The organism is Vreelandella sp. L-25, from assembly GCF_056857535.1.
Genome location: NZ_JBSXNH010000053.1, coordinates 23,705 through 42,165 on the forward strand (window position 1 = coordinate 23,705; position 18,461 = coordinate 42,165).

Consider the following 18,461-nt stretch of genomic DNA (forward strand, 5'->3'; position numbering starts at 1 on the left):
TTATACTAAAATTACACACCTTCCATACAAGTGATATCCTGTTGTTTCACTTGATGTATCTTCGCCTCCAGGGCAACCCTCTTTGCTCTGGCGATTTTTTTGATTTTTTGCGCTGGATGACCTCATGACACTGCTGTGGATCGCCTTACTGCCGTTACTGGGCGTACTGGTGCCGGCACTGACTGCCCAACGCGGCCGCACTTGGTGCTCGCTCGCAACGGGCATACTGCCAGCAACAGCACTGCTACTTACGCTGCTGCAAATACCTGCCCTGATGGAGGGTGAAGCGCTGCGTTTTGCTGCCACCTGGATGCCCGCACTCGGCCTGGAGCTTGCGTTTCGTCTCGATGGCCTGTCGCTGCTCTTCAACCTACTCATTTTGGGCATTGGGCTATTGATTCTATTATATGCCCATTTTTACTTGGCAAGCGATGAGCCTTTTGGGCGCTTTTACGCCTTCTTGATGCTGTTTATGGCCTCGATGGTCGGCATCTCGATGTCCGATAACCTTATCCTGCTCTGGCTATTTTGGGAGTTGACCAGTCTCTCCTCCTTCCTGCTAATTGGCTTTTGGTCCTACCGCAGCGATGCCCGTAAAGGCGCGCGCATGGCGCTGACCGTGACCGGTGCAGGCGGCCTAGCACTGCTAGCAGGCTTACTGCTGCTGGGCGATATGGCGGGTAGCTACCGCATGGATGACGTGCTGGCCAGTGGCGCAATCATTGTGTCTGACCCGCTCTACCCACTCATGCTCGGGCTTGTACTACTGGGCGCATTCACCAAATCCGCACAGTTCCCGTTCCAGTTCTGGCTTCCCCATGCCATGGCGGCTCCCACGCCCGTTTCTGCCTACCTGCACTCAGCCACGATGGTAAAGGCGGGTATTTTCTTAATGGCCCGGTTGCATCCCACCATTGCGGATAGCGCGCTGTGGAGCGTGGTCGTGCCACTGGTGGGTACCATTACGCTGCTTTACGGCGCGTGGTTTGCGCTGTTCAAAACCGACTTGAAAGGCATTCTGGCGTTTTCGACCGTCAGCCACCTGGGCTTAATCACCGTTCTGCTAGGGATTGGCAGCCCCATGGCTGTGTTAGCTGCGCTGTTTCATATTCTGAACCACGCTACCTTTAAAGCGGCGCTGTTCATGAGCGCGGGCATCATCGATCACGAAACCGGCACCCGGGAGCTGAAGCAGCTTGGCGGGCTCAAAAAGGCGATGCCCGTCACCGCACTGCTGACCACCTTGGCAGCTGCCGCTATGGCGGGGGTGCCGCTGTTTAACGGTTTCCTCTCGAAAGAGATGTTCTTTACCGAAACCCTCGCCACCCCGGTACTCGGCGGTTTGAGCTGGGTGCTGCCCGCCCTGGCGACGCTGGGCGGCATTCTCTCCGTCGCATACTCACTGCGGCTGGTTCATGCAGTGTTCTACAAACCCGCCCGCGAGCAAACGCCGAAAGCTCCCCACGAGCCGCCCCACCTGATGCGCTTGCCCGTAGAGCTGCTGGTGGCGCTCTGTGTGCTGGTAGGGCTATTCCCCGCCTTTTTCGCAACAGGCATTTTGGAGCTAGCCACCCAGGCAGTTCTGGGCAAGCCGTTGTCGTTCCATCTCGCCATCTGGCACGGCGTGAATTTGCCGCTGATGATGAGCTTGCTGGCCTTTGCAGCGGGCATTGCCATGTACTGGCGTCATGCCGATCTGCGTCGTTTCATGCAGCCCTTCGACAGCGTCGATGCCCGTCGCGTTTTCGAGCGTTTGATCCTTACCACCGGCTATCGCGCCGAACAGGTCATCACCAAGCTGGAAGGCAACTCGCTACAGCGCTATATGGGATGGTTGCTGGGGGCCGCTCTACTCATGGGGGTGATCGGCCTTGCCAGCGTGCAAGAATTGACCGGCACCAAAGGTAACCAGCCGATAGATGGCGTAGTGCTGCTAGGCGCGGGCATGCTAATTTTTGGTGGTATTGCTACCGCAGCGACTCACCGCTACCGCTTAATTTCGCTGCTGATGCTGTCAGTAGTAGGGCTCTTTGTCGCCCTCACCTTCGCACGTTTCTCGGCCCCGGATCTCGCTTTGACCCAGCTATCGGTAGAAGTCGTCACCATGATTCTGCTGATGCTGGCGCTATTCTTCTTACCACAAAAAACCCCCACCGAATCGAGCCCGTTGCGCAACGTGCGCGATATTCTGCTAGCCGGTGCGCTGGGGCTGGTGATCGCCAGCTTGAACTACGCGGTGATGACCCGCGAAACGCTATCGATCTCCAACTTCTTCGTGGAGAACAGCAAGCCTGGCGGCGGCGGCTACAACGTAGTCAACGTCATCCTGGTCGACTTCCGGGGCTTCGATACCCTGGGCGAAATTACCGTACTGGCCATTGCAGGCCTGGCTATCTTCAAGCTGCTCAACCGCTTGCGTCTGTTCATGCCCCACAGCGACGGTGAAGGCCGTGCTTGGTCGCCGGATCGCTACCCGGCCATTCTGACGTCTATCTCAATGACGCTACTACCACTGGCGCTGCTGGTCTCAGCCTTCATCTTCCTGCGCGGCCACAACCAACCCGGCGGCGGCTTTATTGCCGGTTTGATCACTGCGGTTGCGTTGATTCTGCTGTACATGGCGCGGGGCGTTGAGTGGGCGCAGGAGCGCCTGAACTTCCCCTTCCAGCCGGTCGCCGTGGTCGGCGTGGCCATTGCCACGCTCACCGGGCTAGGCAGCTGGCTATTGGGCTATCCCTTCCTGACCTCGTCGTTTGGGTATTTCAGCCTGCCGCTGATTGGTACGTTCGAGCTTGCCACGGCCCTGCTGTTTGACCTGGGGGTGTACCTTGCAGTGGTAGGTGCCACGCTGATGATTCTGGCCAACCTGGGTAAGGTGACGACACCACACCGCCCGGTGAGCGACCCGAAAACGTCAGACACCCACGACACGCCGAATGAAAAGGAATCCCACTAATGGAAATGCTCTACGCCATTACCACGGGCATCTTAACCTCCTGCGGGCTCTACCTGACGCTGCGTGGAAGAACGTTCCCGGTCGTTGTGGGCCTGACGCTGCTCTCCTACGCGGTCAACCTGTTCCTGTTCTCCATGGGCGGGCTGACGACGGACGGTGCTGCGCTGGTGAACGAAGGCTCTCAGTTTGCCGACCCGCTGCCCCAGGCGCTGGTTCTCACCGCTATCGTCATCGGCTTTGCCATGACGGCGTTCGTCGTCATTCTTGCCATGCGGGCGCGCAGCGAAGTGGGTAACGACCACGTGGATGGTAAAAAGGAAGACCGCGAATGATTCAGCATCTAATTGTGTTGCCCGTGGTACTACCCCTGGTCGCGGGTATTTTATTGCTTTACCAACGCCAGGGGCTGACGCACTACAAGCGCGCTGTGAGCGTTATTGCCACCATGCTTCTGCTGCTGGTGTCGATTGCCCTGGTGCGCCAAGCCACCAGCGGTGAGATCACCTATTACGCCCTAGGCGACTGGCAGCCCCCATTTGGCGTCGTGCTGGTACTTGACCGCCTCTCCGCGCTGATGGTGCTGCTCACGTCCCTTCTTGCCGTGGGTGCCGTGGTGTTTGCCTGCGGTGGAGACGACGAGAAAGGCAGTAACTTCCACGGTTTGTTTCAGTGGCAGTTGCTAGGCATCAACGGCGCGTTTTTGACAGGGGATTTGTTCAACCTATTCGTCTTCTTTGAAGTGCTGCTGCTGGCCTCCTACGCGCTGCTGCTACACGGTGGTGGCAAAGCGCGCATTCAGGCCAGCGTTCACTATGTAGTGCTTAACCTAGCGGGCTCGTCGCTATTTTTGATTGCCGTGGGCATTCTGTATGGGGCCACCGGCACGCTCAATATGGCGGATATGGGCTATAAGCTTGCTAGCCTGCCCGCCGAGCGCGAGGGCTTAGTGACCGCAGGCGCGCTAATGCTGCTGGTCGTCTTTGGCCTCAAAGCCGCTATTTTGCCGCTCTATTTCTGGCTCCCCCGCGCCTATGCGGCGGCCCCTGCCCCGGTGGCAGCGCTGTTTGCGATCATGACCAAGGTGGGCATCTACGCCATTCTGCGGGTCTATTCGCTGATTTTTGGCGAGCAGGCTGGCGGACTTGTGGCGCTTGAGCAGCCTTGGGTGTGGTGGTTAGCGCTAGCCACCTTGGCAGCCGCTGGCGTTGGTGTGATGGCCGCTCGCGACCTACGCCTGCTGGTGGCCTACTTGGTGCTGATTTCGGTCGGCACGCTGCTGGCAGGTGTGGGCATGCGCTCGGTAGAGGCCACCTCTGCCTTGCTCTACTACCTGATCCATACCACGCTGATCACCGGTGGCCTGTTCTTGCTGGCTGAGATGATTGGCCTGCAGCGCGGCAAGCCGGGTACGCGCATCGTCAAAGGGCGCCCGCTGGTTCAGGGTAACGCCCTGGCGATCACCTTTTTCATCGGTGCGATTGCCGTGGTGGGGATGCCACCCCTTTCAGGCGCGCTGGGTAAAGCGATGGTGCTAGTAGCCGCAGAAGGCACTCAGCGCGTGTGGCTATGGCCACTGCTGCTGCTCGCCAGCCTAGCATCACTCATCGCGCTCTCCCGTGCAGGCTCTACGCTGTTTTGGCGCAGCCACCGGGGCAGCCCCAGCGGTAGCCCTCTTTCGCGCTACCAATGGTTCGGTATGCTCTGGCTACTCAGCGCCGCGCCTTTACTGGTGGCGTTTGCCGGGCCGGTGAGCAGCTACACCCAAGCCACCGGCGAGCAGCTCGCCAACCCACAGCTGCTAATTGAAACGCTGCTGCCCGATGCAGGAGAGACGCCATGATTACCCCTCGCAAATGGCTGCCCACCCCAGTTCTTTCGATACTGCTGCTGTTGGTGTGGCTGCTGCTGGTGCGCAGCTACGCCTTTGGCCAGCTCGTTCTGGGGGGTGCGCTGGCTATTCTGATCCCTTTGTTAACCCACCGCTTTTGGGATGCTCGGCCACGGATCAGCAAGCCTATGATGCTGCTGCGTTTTGGCCTGCGGGTATTGGGCGATATCGTCACCGCCAACTTTGAGGTCGCGTACCTGATCGCTAACCCATGGCGCAAGCTAAAGCCTCACTTCATCGAGTATCCTCTGATGTTGGAGGAGCGTTTTACCATCACGCTGCTGGCCAGCACGATCAGCCTGACCCCGGGCACCGTTTCGGCCAACCTGCGAATGGATGGCAAATCCCTGCTGATTCACGCACTGAACGTGGATGATGAAGAAGCGCTCATTGAGCAAATACGCGAACGCTACGAACGGCCGCTCAAGGAGATTTACGAATGCTGAGTATTGCGCTCTATATCACCTTAGCGCTGGTGGTGATGGCCCTGCTAATGAACCTTTATCGGCTTACCGTAGGCCCCGATCTCCCTGACCGGGTACTGGCGCTAGACACCATGTACGTCAACTCCATCGCGCTGATCGTATTGCTCGGCTTGTGGCTCAACAGCAAGACTTACTTTGAGTCAGCGCTGTTGATCGCCATGCTTGGCTTTATCAGTACGGTAGCCGTGTGCAAGTACATTCTACGCGGGGATATTATTGAATGAGCCCGATTAATGAGGTGCGTTTATGCCATTCTTAGTTGAAGCGCTGATTTCCCTACTGTTAATAGCGGGAGGCGTGTTTGTGTTTATAGGCTCGCTAGGCATGGCACACCTGCGCGATTTCTATATGCGCCTACACGGCCCTACTAAAGCCACTACGTTGGGCATCGGCTGCATGCTGATTGCTTCCATGGGGTATTTTTGGAGCGCCGATGGTAAGCCGGATATCCAAGAGCTGCTGATTACGCTGTTCCTGTTTATTACCGCCCCAGTAAGCGCTCACCTGCTGGCCAAAACCGGCTTGCATATGCAGTTAAAGCACAGCCAAAAAACCCAGGGCAAACCGGTCGAGTTGCGCCCTGAAGAGGTCGGCGAAAAGCCGGTACCTCACCCGGACAAAGGGCACGGCTAAGCTTCGCTGCCCTATTTTCTCAAGCGCTGGCAACCGCCAGCGCTTTTTATTGCCCGCTATGCTAAACCGCTGAGCGAGCACCAAAAGTGTCAGCCTCACGCATGATCTGCTCTCAAGAGAAAGTAGTGGCGGATGCCACTTTCCGGTAAGCTCTTGCCGATTGATTTTTTGTGGTGAGGTACATCTATGTGGAGCCTACTCAGGCTATCTGCACTTTCATTATCCGCCTTGGTACTCGTAGGCTGCTCCGACCCGAAAGTCGATACGAGTTCCATGCCTGCAGCGGTGGTCTCAATCGAGAAAGTGCGTGAGTCGCTGCCCACCTATAAGCGCGACGAGTTTGATACCGCGCTGAAGATCATAGCCATGTCATCGTTTAACGGTATCGATCTCTTTAACCCCCAACGCATGAACGCTGCTGAAATTGCTGAATCGGCTAATGCCTATATGCACGGGCTAACGGGCGACGAAATTATTGAGCGCGCTGACGAGATGCTGCGCCAGCGGCGTGCACGAGAGCGGGAGCAAGCACTGCGCACGCTTAACCGGCTAGAAGCCAAACAGGACAGCGCCCAGCGCGCCCAAGAGCATTTAGCGCAAATCAGCATTGATAATGCGCGTTACTACATCAGCACCAGCCCCTACGGCGCACTGGAACCGGTGATTGAGCTAACGGTGACGAACGGCTCTGAACACGCGGTTGCAGAGCTCATGCTGCACGGCGTACTGAAAAGCCCTAACCGCGAGGTGGCCTGGGTGGATGAAACATTCTACTACGCTACTTCCGGCGGCCTAGCGCCAGGGGAAAGCGCCACCTGGAGCCTCGCCCCTAACCGTTTTGGCCCCTGGGGCAACGATCAAATACCGCGTAATGCCGTACTGACACTAACACTGCTCGGGGTTAACAATAGCGAAGGTGAACCGCTATGGGATGCTCCCGCGTTAACCGATAACGAGGCCGAGCGGCTTGAGGAACTGCGCGCTGAATATGGCGGAGTAAATCCGCAAAGAGCGGCGAATTAAGCAAACGGCGGTGCTTAGCACCGCCGTTTGCTTACTAGGTGAGTACACGGTGGTTAAATCAAGTCGGCTTCACCGTAGCCCAGCAGATACAGCACGCCATCCAGCCCTGCCACGGAGATCGCCTGACGCGCTTCGGCACGCACGAGGGGTTTAGCGCGGAACGCCACGCCTAGGCCAGCTTTCGCCAACATCTTCAGGTCGTTCGCCCCATCACCTACGGCGACGGTTTGCGCTAAGGCTACCCCTTCCCGCTCGGCAATTTGCTGCAGTAGCGCGGCTTTACGCTCGGCATCGACAATTGGCTCATGGACCGCACCGGTAACTTTGCCATTCTCAATCACCAGCTCGTTGGCGTGGATTTCATCAAACCCAAGCCGCTCCTGCAGGTAACGGGCAAAGTAGGTAAAACCGCCGGATAAAATAACCGTACGGAACCCCAAACGTTTCAGGTTCGCCATCAGACGCTCAACGCCATCCATCAGCGGCAGTTCTGTAGCAATATTCGCCAATACCGACTCATCCAGGCCTTCCAGCTTGCTCATACGCTCGCGGAAGCTGGCCTTAAAATCCAGCTCGCCGCGCATGGCGCGCTCGGTGACTTCCGCCACCTCGTCGCCTACCCCGTGACGGCGCGCCAGCTCATCAATCACTTCCGCTTTAATCAACGTGGAGTCCATATCAAAACAGACCAAACGGGGTGCGGCACCGCCCCGCTGGTTCCGTTGGACCACCATATCCACACCGAGGGTTTCACTCAGCTCCAGCGCCGCATGGCGAAGGGAGGTTAATTCACTGGATGCGCCGCTCAAGTGCAGCTCCACACAGTCGATAGGCTCGCCTTTTTCCGTATCGGCAAGCCGCTGACGGTGCTCTTCCTGCAGGCCAAACTGCGCCATCAGCGCGGCCATGTGCGACTCAATATCCGCCGTTAAGCGCGGTGCCAATACGGTTAACAGAACATCCCCGCGTGCCATCCGTTACTCCCCTGCTTCTAAACGATCAACTTTTTGGAAACCACGCGGCAGCTTGCTGCCCCTTCTGCCACGCTCCCCACGATAATACGCGAGATCATCCGCCTTGAGGGTCAGTTTGCGCTTACCCGCATGAATGATCAGCTCTCCGCCTTCCGGCACAATGGCGATATCACGCAGGAACTCTTCGCGCCGCGCCGCCCGGGGGCCGGGGATATCGAGCATCTTGTTGCCCTTGCCCTTGGCCATCTCGGGCAGCTGGTCCAGCGGGAAGAGCAGCAGCCGCCCTTCGTTGGAGACCGACGCCACCCACAGCGATTCGCCTTCCGGCACCTCCACGGGCGGCATGACGCTGCAGCCTTTCGGCACGCTGAGCACGGCTTTACCCGCTTTGTTTTTGCCGGTGAGCGCTTCGAGCTGGGCCACAAACCCATAGCCGCCGTCGCTGGCCAGAAGATAGCGTTGGGTGGGCGGCGCGAGCATCAGACCCGCCATCTGCGCCCCCGCTGCCACGTTCACCCGACCGGTTACCGGCTCTCCCTGCCCTCGGGCGCTGGGTAAATTGTGCGCCGCCAGGGTATAGGCGCGGCCTGTATCGTCCAGCAGCACCAGCGGCTGGTTGGTTTTACCCCGAGCTGCTAGTCGGAAACTATCCCCCGCTTTGTAGGAGAGCCCTTCAGGGTCGATATCGTGGCCTTTGGCAGCACGAATCCAGCCTTTATCCGACAGCACTACGGTAATCGGGTCGGCACCTAGCAGCTCCACCTCGGAGAGCGCTTTAGCCTCGCTGCGCTCCACCAGCGGCGAGCGGCGTTCGTCGCCGTGCTCTTTACCCGCTGCGCGGATCTCTTTCTCGATCAGCGTGGTGAGCTTGGCTTCGCTACCCAGCAGCCCCTGCAGGGTTTTACGCTCTTTTTCCAGCTCATCCTGCTCGCCGCGAATCTTCATCTCTTCCAGCTTGGCAAGATGGCGCAGACGCAGTTCAAGGATCGCTTCAGCCTGACGCTCGGTCAGGCCAAAGGCGCTCATCAGGGCAGGCTTGGGCTCATCCTCTTCGCGGATGATGCGGATCACCTCATCAATATTCAGGTAAGCGGTCAGTAGGCCTTCTAGAATATGCAGGCGATCTTCCACTTTGCCTAAACGGTGCTCAAGGCGGCGACGCACCGTTGCACGGCGAAACCGCAGCCACTCACCCAGCATATCAGTCAGCGGCATCACCCGTGGACGGCCATCCAGGCCAATCACGTTCATGTTCACCCGCACGTTCTTTTCCAGATCCGTGGTAGCAAACAGGTGCGCCATCAGCGCTTCGACATCCACACGGCTCGAACGTGGCTCAATCACCAAGCGGGTCGGCTCTTCATGGGTCGATTCATCGCGCAGGTCGGCCACCATAGGCAGCTTTTTCGCCTGCATTTGCGCGGCGATCTGCTCCAATACTTTGGCACCGCTTACCTGATAGGGCACGGCGGTAATGACGATATTGGCGTCTTCACGTACGTAGCGGGCGCGTAATTTGACCGAGCCTCGGCCAGTCTCATAGAGCTTACGCAGATCCGCTTTCGGCGTGATGATTTCTGCATCCGTCGGGAAATCTGGTGCAGGCACAAACGCCATCAAATCCGCCGTGGTGGCCTCGGGATGACGCAGCAGGTGGCAAGTGGCTTCCACCACTTCTGAGACGTTATGGGGCGGAATATCGGTCGCCATGCCCACCGCAATGCCCGTGCCGCCGTTGAGCAGCACGTGGGGCAACCGCGCGGGCAGTACTACAGGCTCTTGCATGGTGCCATCGAAGTTCGGCGCCCACTCCACGGTGCCCTGGCCCAGCTCGCTGAGCAGCACTTCGGCAAATTTGGAGAGCTTGGCCTCGGTGTAGCGCATCGCCGCGAAGGATTTCGGGTCGTCGGGACTACCCCAGTTACCCTGGCCATCCACCAGCGGGTAGCGGTAGCTGAACGACTGCGCCATCAGCACCATGGCTTCGTAACAGGCGCTGTCTCCGTGGGGGTGAAACTTACCCAGTACGTCACCGACGGTACGCGCCGACTTTTTGTACTTGGCATTGGCGTGCAGCGCCAGCTCGCGCATGGCGTAGATGATCCGTCGCTGAACGGGCTTCATGCCATCGCCAATGTTGGGCAACGCGCGGTCTAGAATGACGTACATCGAGTAGTCGAGGTACGCTTTTTCGGTGTAATCGCGTAGGGACAGACGCTCGACGTCGCCTTCCGCTACCTGAATATCCATGGTCATCGGGGGGTCATACCTCAATGTCTGCCAAATTACCGTAATCTTCCAACCACTTCTTGCGGTCGCTGGCGCGCTTTTTGGCGAGCAGCATGTCCATCATTTCCAGGGTGCCGTCGCCCTCGTCCAGCGTGAGCTGTACGAGACGGCGGGTTTCCACGGCCATGGTGGTTTCACGTAGCTGCAGCGGGCTCATTTCCCCTAGCCCTTTAAAGCGCTGCACGTTGGGGGTGCCCCGCTTTTTCGCTAGCTGTTTCAAAATGGCGGCTTTCTCGCTCTCATCCAGGGCGTAGTGCACCTCTTTACCCAGGTCGATCCGGTAGAGCGGCGGCATGGCCACGAAAACATGCCCGGAATCGACCAGAGCGGGGAAGTGTTTGACGAACAGCGCGCAGAGCAGCGTGGCGATGTGCAGCCCGTCGGAGTCGGCATCCGCCAGGATGCAGATCTTGTGATAGCGCAGCTTTTCAAGGTCGGCGCTGCCGGGGTCGGCACCAATCGCCACGGCAATGTCGTGAACTTCTTGAGAGCCATAGATATCGTGGGTTTCGACTTCCCACGTATTGAGGATCTTCCCGCGCAGAGGCAGGATGGCTTGGGTGTCGCGATTACGCGCCTGCTTGGCACTGCCGCCTGCCGAGTCACCTTCTACCAAAAACAGCTCACTCAGCGCTGGGTCCTGGCCAGAGCAGTCCGCCAGTTTGCCGGGCAGTGCCGGGCCGGAGGTCACTTTCTTCCGCGCGACCTTCTTCGATTTCTTCTGACGCTGCTGGGCTGCGCTGATCACCATCTCCGCTAGCTGCTCGGCCTGCTCGATATGATGATTCAGCCACAGCGAGAAGGCGTCTTTCACCACGCCTGATACAAACCCGGCAATGGTGCGCGAAGAAAGTCGCTCTTTCGTTTGGCCGGCAAACTGTGGGTCAAGCATTTTCACCGAAAGCACGAAGGAAGCACGCTCCCACAAATCATCGGCGGTGAGCTTGATGCCACGGGGCAGCAGGCTGCGGTATTCACAGAACTCCCGCAGAGCGTCTAGCAGGCCGGACCGAAAACCATTGACGTGGGTGCCACCCTGGGGCGTGGGAATGAGGTTGACGTAACTTTCGAGGAGCGCCTCGCCACCTTCCGGCAGCCACTGAATGGCCCAGTCCACGCCGTGCTCGTCGTCACTGAAGTGGCCTACAAACGGCTCCTTGGGCAGCACCTCATAGCCATCGGTGGCTTCGGCCAGATAGTCGCGCAGGCCATCGGCGTAGGCCCACTCGGTTTTGGTGCCATCCGGCTCGACCAGGGTGACCGAGAGCCCTGGGCAAAGCACCGCTTTGGCGCGCAGCAGGTGCTTCAGTTTGGATAGCGCGAGCTTCGGGCTGTCGAAGTAGCTTTCGTCGGGCCAGAAGCGTACCAGGGTGCCGGTGGCACGTTTGGCGGCTTTGCCGATTTCATGCAGCTCTTCGACCTTTTCGCCGTGCTCGAAGGCAATGGCGTGGCGGGCACCGTCGCGGGTCACTTCGACTTCCAACCGTCGAGACAGCGCATTGACCACCGAGACGCCCACGCCGTGAAGGCCACCCGAGAACCGGTAGCTCGTCGAGGAGAACTTACCGCCCGCGTGAAGCTTGGTCAGGATGAGCTCGACCCCGGAGACGCCGTGTTCCGGGTGCAGGTCGATCGGCATGCCGCGGCCGTTATCCTGGACTTCGATGGCTCCGTCGCTGTGAAGCACCACGCTGATGCTCGAAGCATGACCCGCCAGCGCCTCGTCGACACTGTTGTCGATGACCTCTTGGGCGAGGTGATTGGGACGTGAGGTATCGGTATACATACCGGGACGCTTTCGCACCGGCTCGAGGCCTGAGAGAACCTCGATCGAACTCGCGCCGTACTGGGAGGCATCAAACTGGGTCATGTAACGTCGGTTCCTGAAAAAACGTACTGAACAAAAGCGCACAGGCGGCCTGGTTGGGTGCCGTACAAAGGCAGTCACTAGTCCTATCAACGCGAGAGGCACACCGGAAGAGACCGCGCATAAAGGTACACAGGATAGCGGAAAAGCAAAAAGCTGTATATCCAGCCATATGAGTTGGGCGTCCTACTGCTGCTCTGCGGCCCAAAACGCTTCAATCAGCCCGCGGCTAGAGGCGTCCATGCGGCCAATATCACCTTCCCCGTCGATAATTGCCTGGGTATCGGTGGCAATCTGCTTGCCTAGCTCGACGCCCCACTGGTCAAAGGGGTTAATGTCCCAAATCACGGCCTGCACGAAGACTTTGTGTTCATACAGCGCTATCAACGACCCTAGCGTGGCAGGCGTGAGCTTATCCAGCAGCACCGTTGAAGAGGGCTGATTACCCCGGTAGCGCTTGTGTTCGGGGCGAGGGCCATCCTCTTCCAGCGCATCGTCGCCCAACATCAGCACACGGGACTGGGCAAAACAGTTGGCCAGCGCCAAGCGATGCTGCGACTTCAAATGGCGGCGGGTATCCAGATTTTCGACCTCATCGTAACGCTTAAGCGGCGCGATAAAATCGCACACCACCGGCTGCGTGCCCTGGTGAAGCAGTTGATAAAACGCATGCTGGGCATTAGGGCCCAACTGGCCCCACAGCACCGGGCAGGTGGAGTAGTTCACCGCTTGGCCCTGGCGCGTCACCGATTTGCCATTGGACTCCATCTCCAACTGCTCAAGATAGGCGGCAAAGTACTCAAGCCGCCCGTCGTAGGGCAGAATCGAGTGAGCGCGAATATCCAAAAAGTTAACGTTCCAGATACCTGCCAAGCCCAGTAACACCGGCAGATTGTCCTCCAGCGGTGCATCGCGGAAGTGGCTATCCATAGCATGGGCGCCCGCCAACAGTTCGCGGAAGTTCTCCATGCCAATGACCAACGCAATCGGCAGCCCAATGGTGCCCCAAAGCGAGTAGCGCCCGCCGACCCACTCCCAAAACATCAGCTGGTGGTCCGGGGTAATCCCCCACTCGCTCATCTTGTCAGGGCTGGCGGATACACCAATAAAGTGCTGGCGCACAATCAACTCTGCGCTGATCGGTTTGGCATGGGGGCTGACTTCTGGCAGGTCGGCGTGCTGTGTAAGCCGCCCGATTAGCCAATCGCGGGCCGTGTTGGCGTTGGAGAGCGTATCAATGGTGGTGAACGACTTGGACGACAGCACAAACAGCGTGGTTTCAGGATTGAACCGGCTGAGGTAGTCCGCCAATTGGGAGCCATCCATCGTGGAGGCAAAATGCACCTCCACCGGGTGAATATCGCTGGGGCGATAGTCCGCGAGGGCATGGGTCACCATCAGCGGCCCTAAATCCGAGCCGCCCACGCCTAAATTCACCACGTGACGAATAGGCTTGCCGGTGGCCCCACGCCATTGGCCCGCATGTAGCCGCTGAACTAGGCGCTCCATTTGCGCCAAGCTGTCATGCACGGCCCCGACGATATCTTCGCCTTCCACTTCCAGGCTCGCATCCGCAGGTAGGCGCAAGGCGGTATGCAGCGCTGGGCGGTTCTCACTGACGTTCACCCGCTTACCGCTCAGCAGCGCCTCGATGGCCCCTGGCACGCCCGCCTCTTGAGCCAGCGCCAGCAGGTGCTCCAGCGTATCGTCGTCCCAACGCTGCTTGGAAAGGTCAAGGGTGAGCCCCGCCACCTGACGAGTAAAATGCTTCCAACGGCCAGGGTCGTCCCCAAACAGGTTTTTCAAGTGGACGTGTTTAAGTACTTGAGCGTGCTGCTGTAACGTTTGCCAAGCGGGTAGCGTATCGGGAGTTGCTGTTGCTGAAGCCATGTGCCTTCTCCTGTGGCGTCGTTCCGTGAGGCAGGAATCTGTGTTGATCAGGCCTGTTCTGCGTTAACAAGGGCGCGTAAACTACGCAGCCTCATTAACCATCCTGGCTTGCCCATGAGTGATGCATCTTACCGCGACGCTATCTTTTCAACACCCCTAGACAAGGTGGCTAGGTTCTCCTTTGACGAGCAGGTCGTCGCGTGCTTCCCCGACATGATCCGCCGCTCGGTGCCCGGCTACGGCCAAATTCTGGGCATGCTGAGCCTGATTGCCAAACGCCATCTGCGCCACGGCGCCCATGTCTATGATCTGGGCTGCTCGCTGGGCGCATCCGGACTCGCCCTGGCAGGCGCACTGCCCGCCGATGCGTTCGGCTATACCGGTATCGACCTTTCCCCGGCCATGGCGGCCCGAGCGAAGCAGACCTTTCTCGATGAGTGCCCTGACCACGCCATGCAAGTGGAAGAAGCCGATATTCGTACCTACGAGTATGCGCCTTCGGGGATGATCATTCTCAACTTTACGCTGCAGTTTTTGCCACCGGCCGATCGTGATGCGCTACTCAAGCGGCTTTTTGATGCGCTTGAGCCCGGCGGCGTGCTGATTTTGTCGGAAAAGACCATTGATGCCGACGAGCGCGACAACGCTTGGCGAGTTGAGCGCTATCACGACTTCAAGCGTGCCAATGGCTACAGCGATATGGAGATCAGCCAAAAGCGCACCGCGCTTGAGAACGTGCTGATTCCCGATACGCTCGATGCGCTGCACGAGCGCTTGTCGCTGGCGGGTTTTCCCCGCTCCATGACCTGGTTCCAGTACCTGAACTTCACCTCGCTGATCGCCTTTAAGGAGGGTTAAGGTGGCGCTACTCCCCGACGATCATCGCGTGCTGTATCAAGCGTTTCTGGACCAAGCCGCCCAGGACGCCTCGCTCACGCCCTGGCTTGCCAAGCTCCCCGAGCAGCTCTCCAGCGGGCTGGACCGCCAGCGCCACGGCGATCTCTCTGCCTGGGAAAAAGCCGTGGCCAAGCTGCCGCCATTGCCGGAAGAGCGCCGTGTGGATCTAAACAGCGACACGCTGACGGTGGAAATAGACCTCACCGACAGCCAGCAGCGCCAGTGCTTCAATCTGCTGCGCAAGCTGGCCCCGTGGCGCAAAGGGCCATTCAACCTGGGTGGTATCGAGATCAATACCGAGTGGCGCTCTGACTGGAAATGGCAACGCGTCGCGCCGCATCTCGCGCCGTTGAAGTACCGCAAAGTGCTGGACGTGGGCGGCGGCAGCGGCTACCACGCCTGGCGTATGGCGGGTGCAGGCGCGGCTTTCGTGTTGGTGATTGACCCTTCCCCACGCTTTTACTGGCAGTTTCAGGCGGTGCGCCACTTTGTCGGCAACGCCGATGAAGGACGTACACAGTTTCTGCCGGTGGGTATCGAGGACATACCGGAAAACCTGGGCTTCTTCGACACGGTGTTCTCCATGGGCGTGCTGTACCACCGCCCTTCGCCCCTTGAGCACCTGCAACAGCTAAAAGGCGCGCTGGCCCCCGGCGGTGAGCTGGTGCTGGAAACGCTGGTGGTAGAAGGCGATGAGCAGACCGTATTCGTACCCGGCGAGCGCTACGCCGCCATGCCCAACGTCTACTTTCTGCCCTCCTCCAAAGCACTGTGCCACTGGCTGGAGCGCTGCGGCTTCACCAATGTACGGGTGGTAGATGAAGCGATGACGACGCTCGATGAGCAGCGCTCCACCGAGTGGATGACCTACCAGTCGCTGGCGGACTTCCTCGACCCGAATGACCGCAGCCGCACCATTGAAGGCTACCCCGCCCCACGCCGTGCGGTGATTCTGGCGAACAAGCCGGAGTAGTGAGTGATGGCCGCCCACCATTTTTAAACCAGTACTTTTAAATCAGCACTTTTAAATCAGCGCCTTAAAATCACCAGCCAGCGACCCAGGTTCATCACGCTGGCTAGCGACGCGGCCACATAGGTAAAGGCGCAGGCGGTGAGTACGTGGCGGGCACCGGCCATATCGGCAGGCGGCACGTACTCTTTCAACAACGGTAACGCACGATTGAAACTGGCATCGAACTCCACCGGCAGCGTGACCAGATGCACCAGCGCGGCGGTGCCGAAGCTAATCACCGCCATGACGACTATCATCGCAAGCCCACCGGGTAGCCGCGTCAGCAGGAACAGAAACGGCGCGGCCATCATCAAAATAGCGCCTAGCTTTTCCGCTTTTTGCGCCACTTGCACCAAACGGCTGCGGGCCAGCAGCGGCGCATAACCTTCATGGTGCTGAATAGCATGGCCCACCTCATGGGCGGCAACGGTTACCGCCGTAAGCGAACGGCCATCGTAGTGATCGGGCGTTAAGCGTACACAGCGTGCCTCAGGGTCGTAATGGTCGCCCTGTTCGGTGCGCTCTACCCGTACGCCCTCCACACCCATACGGCGCAGCAGATGTTTGGCCAATTCCGCACCGGTACCTGGGTAATCATCACGCCCTCGGGTATGGCGCCTTAATACCCATTTTGCCCATAGGTTGGGCAGCACAAAAATAGCCAACGCCAGCACAATTAAGAGGATGAGCATCACAACACCGGAACCCGCCAAGTAAGAGAGACATCAACGCTCATTTTTACCACGAATGGCGGGGGAACACAGCTTAGTCAGGCTCGTTACGATGGGCTTCGACGTCGCGCTGAACCGCTTGCAGCCCGCGGGCGGAGATATCGCCTTTGGCGTGGGCATGCTCTGCCATCAAAATGCTATCTACGGCCAAGACCAGCTCACAATCGGTATGGGCTAACTCATCGCGCAGACGCTGAATGGCGGCTTCCCGCTGGGGGTCGCTGTCGACGCGGCGAATATAAATCGCTTTGATCCGATCCGGATAAGCTTTAACGACCTCCGTGTAGACTTCCGGGTCGTGCTGGCCGCTATCGCCAATCAAAATGCAGGGCATGTCGTCATACAGCGCCAGCATGCGGTCGATCAGGTCACGCTTATGATCCTCCGCTCGGCGGGGCCACGGCTTACGCCATGAGATCCCCCACTCCCGTAAAAACAGAATAGGACCCACTGGAATCCGGTTGATTTGGAAGAAAGCTTCCAACATTTCATAAATCGCCCACGGGCCACGAGAAACATAAAGAATCGGCCGCTCGGCCTTTTCGGTCTGCCCACGGTAAAGCGCCTGATAGAGCGATGCTACACCGGGAAACGCCGTCCGTCGGTGGGGCTTGCGCACAAACAGTCGGTAAAGCATTTTAAACTTTTCCGCCACGCCGGTGAACATCACCGTATCGTCGATATCGCTGATCACCAACAGGTCCGCCTCAGGAGGCGGTACGTACACTTCTACGCTGGTACGGATCGGTGGGTGCCCCTCGGCATGGACCAAAATATCGGCGCGATGCCAGGAAACATCGACCGGCAAAGGCGTACTAATCGGCAGGTGGGCATCAAAGTAGCCGTCTCGGTCGGTGGTTAAACAGAGCTCATTGCCCCCCACCCGAATATCGACTTTGGCATTGGCGAGGCCACGCCGGAACACTCGCCGCGCGACGTCGGCGGTATCGCGCAGCATACCGCGTCTAGGAATGGCACGGCCGAGTGCCGCTTGGCGGAACACCCGGCCCATCACAAAGATTTCCCGCTGGGAACCGTAACCGCGGTAGGGATGCACCATCATCCCGCTGCGGCCACTGTCCCGCTTCATCGGTTTTGCAACAACGTGGGCAAGCCTTTTGGCAAAGCTTGCCCACTGGTGATACCACGCCATTAAGCGTGCTGGCCTGAGTGGCGCCCTTCCTGCAGCTCTTCCAGCAGTTTGGAATTAAAGGCGTCCAGGTCTTTGGGTGTGCGGCTGGTCACGAGGCCGCTATCGACTACTACCGGCTCATCCACCCAGTTCACACCCGCATTTCGCAGATCTTGGGCGACACTCGGCACGGAGGTCATCTTGCGCCCTTCGACCACGCCAGCGTTAATCAAAATCCACGGCGCGTGGCAAATGGCGGCGACGGGCTTGCCCGCTTGGAAGAACGCTTTTACAAAGCTCAGGGCGTCTTCGTTCAGGCGCAGCTCGTCAGGGTTGAACAGGCCGCCGGGGAGTACCAGGGCGTGGTAGTCGGACTCGCTAACGTCTGCCAGTGCCTTGTCGGCCTCGTAGGTATCGCCCCAGTCGGTTTCTGCCCAAGCGCGAATGCCCTTGCCTTCCGGCGAGACAATATGCACTTCAACACCCTCTTTTTGGAGCGCCGCGCGAGGCACGCTCAGCTCGGACTCTTCAAAACCGTCGGTGGCTAAAATAGCAACACGTTTACCATTCAGTGCTTGATTCATCGTGCTCTCCTTTTCGTGATGATCTTTTCGTGATGAGGTTACGTCTACAACACCTCTCCAGTGTGGCGCATCTTATACAATCGTCAAGCGTAGAGGCCGA

Annotated in this window: 16 protein-coding genes; 9 read left to right on the forward strand and 7 right to left on the reverse strand. The window is 58.8% G+C overall.

All coding sequences use genetic code 11. From position 1 onward, the window contains the following. Positions 1-124 precede the first annotated feature (124 nt). From AC13CN_RS05620 to AC13CN_RS05650, 7 genes are all read left to right on the forward strand, one after another. Positions 125-2,956, forward strand: coding sequence for a monovalent cation/H+ antiporter subunit A (locus tag AC13CN_RS05620; protein WP_483053055.1), 2,832 nt, complete (start codon positions 125-127; stop codon positions 2,954-2,956). Then, positions 2,956-3,288, forward strand: coding sequence for a Na+/H+ antiporter subunit C (locus AC13CN_RS05625; RefSeq protein WP_044629077.1), 333 nt, complete (start codon positions 2,956-2,958; stop codon positions 3,286-3,288). Before AC13CN_RS05620 ends, AC13CN_RS05625 begins: the two co-directional genes overlap by 1 nt. Continuing rightward, positions 3,285-4,796, forward strand: a complete 1,512-nt coding sequence (locus AC13CN_RS05630; RefSeq protein WP_483053056.1) for a monovalent cation/H+ antiporter subunit D — start codon at positions 3,285-3,287, stop codon at positions 4,794-4,796. The genes AC13CN_RS05625 and AC13CN_RS05630 overlap by 4 nt, the downstream gene beginning before the upstream one ends. After that, a complete protein-coding gene (locus tag AC13CN_RS05635) occupies positions 4,793-5,290 on the forward strand; it encodes a Na+/H+ antiporter subunit E (protein ID WP_044629075.1) in 498 nt (165 codons plus the stop codon). Before AC13CN_RS05630 ends, AC13CN_RS05635 begins: the two co-directional genes overlap by 4 nt. Continuing rightward, on the forward strand, positions 5,284-5,553 hold the full coding sequence (locus AC13CN_RS05640; RefSeq protein WP_044629074.1) for a K+/H+ antiporter subunit F: 270 nt from the start codon (positions 5,284-5,286) through the stop codon (positions 5,551-5,553). Before AC13CN_RS05635 ends, AC13CN_RS05640 begins: the two co-directional genes overlap by 7 nt. A gap of 22 nt (positions 5,554-5,575) precedes the next feature. After that, positions 5,576-5,962 carry a Na+/H+ antiporter subunit G gene (locus AC13CN_RS05645; RefSeq protein ID WP_044629073.1) on the forward strand — a complete coding sequence of 129 codons (387 nt, stop codon included), beginning with the start codon at positions 5,576-5,578 and terminating at the stop codon, positions 5,960-5,962. A gap of 186 nt (positions 5,963-6,148) precedes the next feature. Beyond that, a complete protein-coding gene (locus tag AC13CN_RS05650; protein ID WP_483053057.1) occupies positions 6,149-6,985 on the forward strand; it encodes a DUF6694 family lipoprotein in 837 nt (278 codons plus the stop codon). Positions 6,986-7,038: 53 nt separating this feature from the next. On the opposite strand, the gene serB is transcribed toward AC13CN_RS05650, so the two are convergent. The 4 genes from serB to pgi all read right to left on the reverse strand — a co-directional run bounded on the left by serB (position 7,039) and on the right by pgi (position 14,005). Next, positions 7,039-7,959: a phosphoserine phosphatase SerB gene (serB, locus tag AC13CN_RS05655; RefSeq protein WP_044629071.1), complete on the reverse strand. Its 921-nt coding sequence runs from the start codon at positions 7,957-7,959 to the stop codon at positions 7,039-7,041. 3 nt (positions 7,960-7,962) lie between these two features. Continuing rightward, positions 7,963-10,215 carry a DNA topoisomerase IV subunit A gene (parC, locus tag AC13CN_RS05660; protein WP_230834626.1) on the reverse strand — a complete coding sequence of 751 codons (2,253 nt, stop codon included), beginning with the start codon at positions 10,213-10,215 and terminating at the stop codon, positions 7,963-7,965. Positions 10,216-10,222: 7 nt separating this feature from the next. Continuing rightward, positions 10,223-12,118, reverse strand: coding sequence for a DNA topoisomerase IV subunit B (gene parE / locus AC13CN_RS05665; RefSeq protein ID WP_230834627.1), 1,896 nt, complete (start codon positions 12,116-12,118; stop codon positions 10,223-10,225). Positions 12,119-12,301: 183 nt separating this feature from the next. Next, a complete protein-coding gene (gene pgi / locus AC13CN_RS05670) occupies positions 12,302-14,005 on the reverse strand; it encodes a glucose-6-phosphate isomerase (protein WP_253556902.1) in 1,704 nt (567 codons plus the stop codon). A 114-nt stretch (positions 14,006-14,119) separates the two neighbouring features. Here pgi and cmoA point away from each other — a divergent pair, with 114 nt between their 5' ends. Beyond that, entirely contained in the window at positions 14,120-14,863 is a 744-nt protein-coding gene (cmoA, locus tag AC13CN_RS05675; RefSeq protein ID WP_230834629.1) for a carboxy-S-adenosyl-L-methionine synthase CmoA, read from the forward strand. Position 14,864: 1 nt separating this feature from the next. Then, positions 14,865-15,875 carry a tRNA 5-methoxyuridine(34)/uridine 5-oxyacetic acid(34) synthase CmoB gene (gene cmoB, locus AC13CN_RS05680; protein WP_253556904.1) on the forward strand — a complete coding sequence of 337 codons (1,011 nt, stop codon included), beginning with the start codon at positions 14,865-14,867 and terminating at the stop codon, positions 15,873-15,875. Between the two features lie 56 nt (positions 15,876-15,931). Here cmoB and AC13CN_RS05685 read toward each other — a convergent pair whose 3' ends face one another. The 3 genes from AC13CN_RS05685 to AC13CN_RS05695 all read right to left on the reverse strand — a co-directional run bounded on the left by AC13CN_RS05685 (position 15,932) and on the right by AC13CN_RS05695 (position 18,361). Beyond that, complete coding sequence (locus AC13CN_RS05685) at positions 15,932-16,606, reverse strand: zinc metallopeptidase (RefSeq protein ID WP_054641026.1); 675 nt, start codon at positions 16,604-16,606, stop codon at positions 15,932-15,934. Between the two features lie 73 nt (positions 16,607-16,679). After that, positions 16,680-17,798 carry an App1 family protein gene (locus AC13CN_RS05690; RefSeq protein ID WP_062372534.1) on the reverse strand — a complete coding sequence of 373 codons (1,119 nt, stop codon included), beginning with the start codon at positions 17,796-17,798 and terminating at the stop codon, positions 16,680-16,682. After that, positions 17,798-18,361 (reverse strand): type 1 glutamine amidotransferase domain-containing protein, encoded by a 564-nt coding sequence (locus AC13CN_RS05695; RefSeq protein ID WP_054641013.1) that lies wholly within the window; start codon positions 18,359-18,361, stop codon positions 17,798-17,800. The genes AC13CN_RS05690 and AC13CN_RS05695 overlap by 1 nt, the downstream gene beginning before the upstream one ends. Between the last annotated feature and the right edge of the window lie 100 nt (positions 18,362-18,461).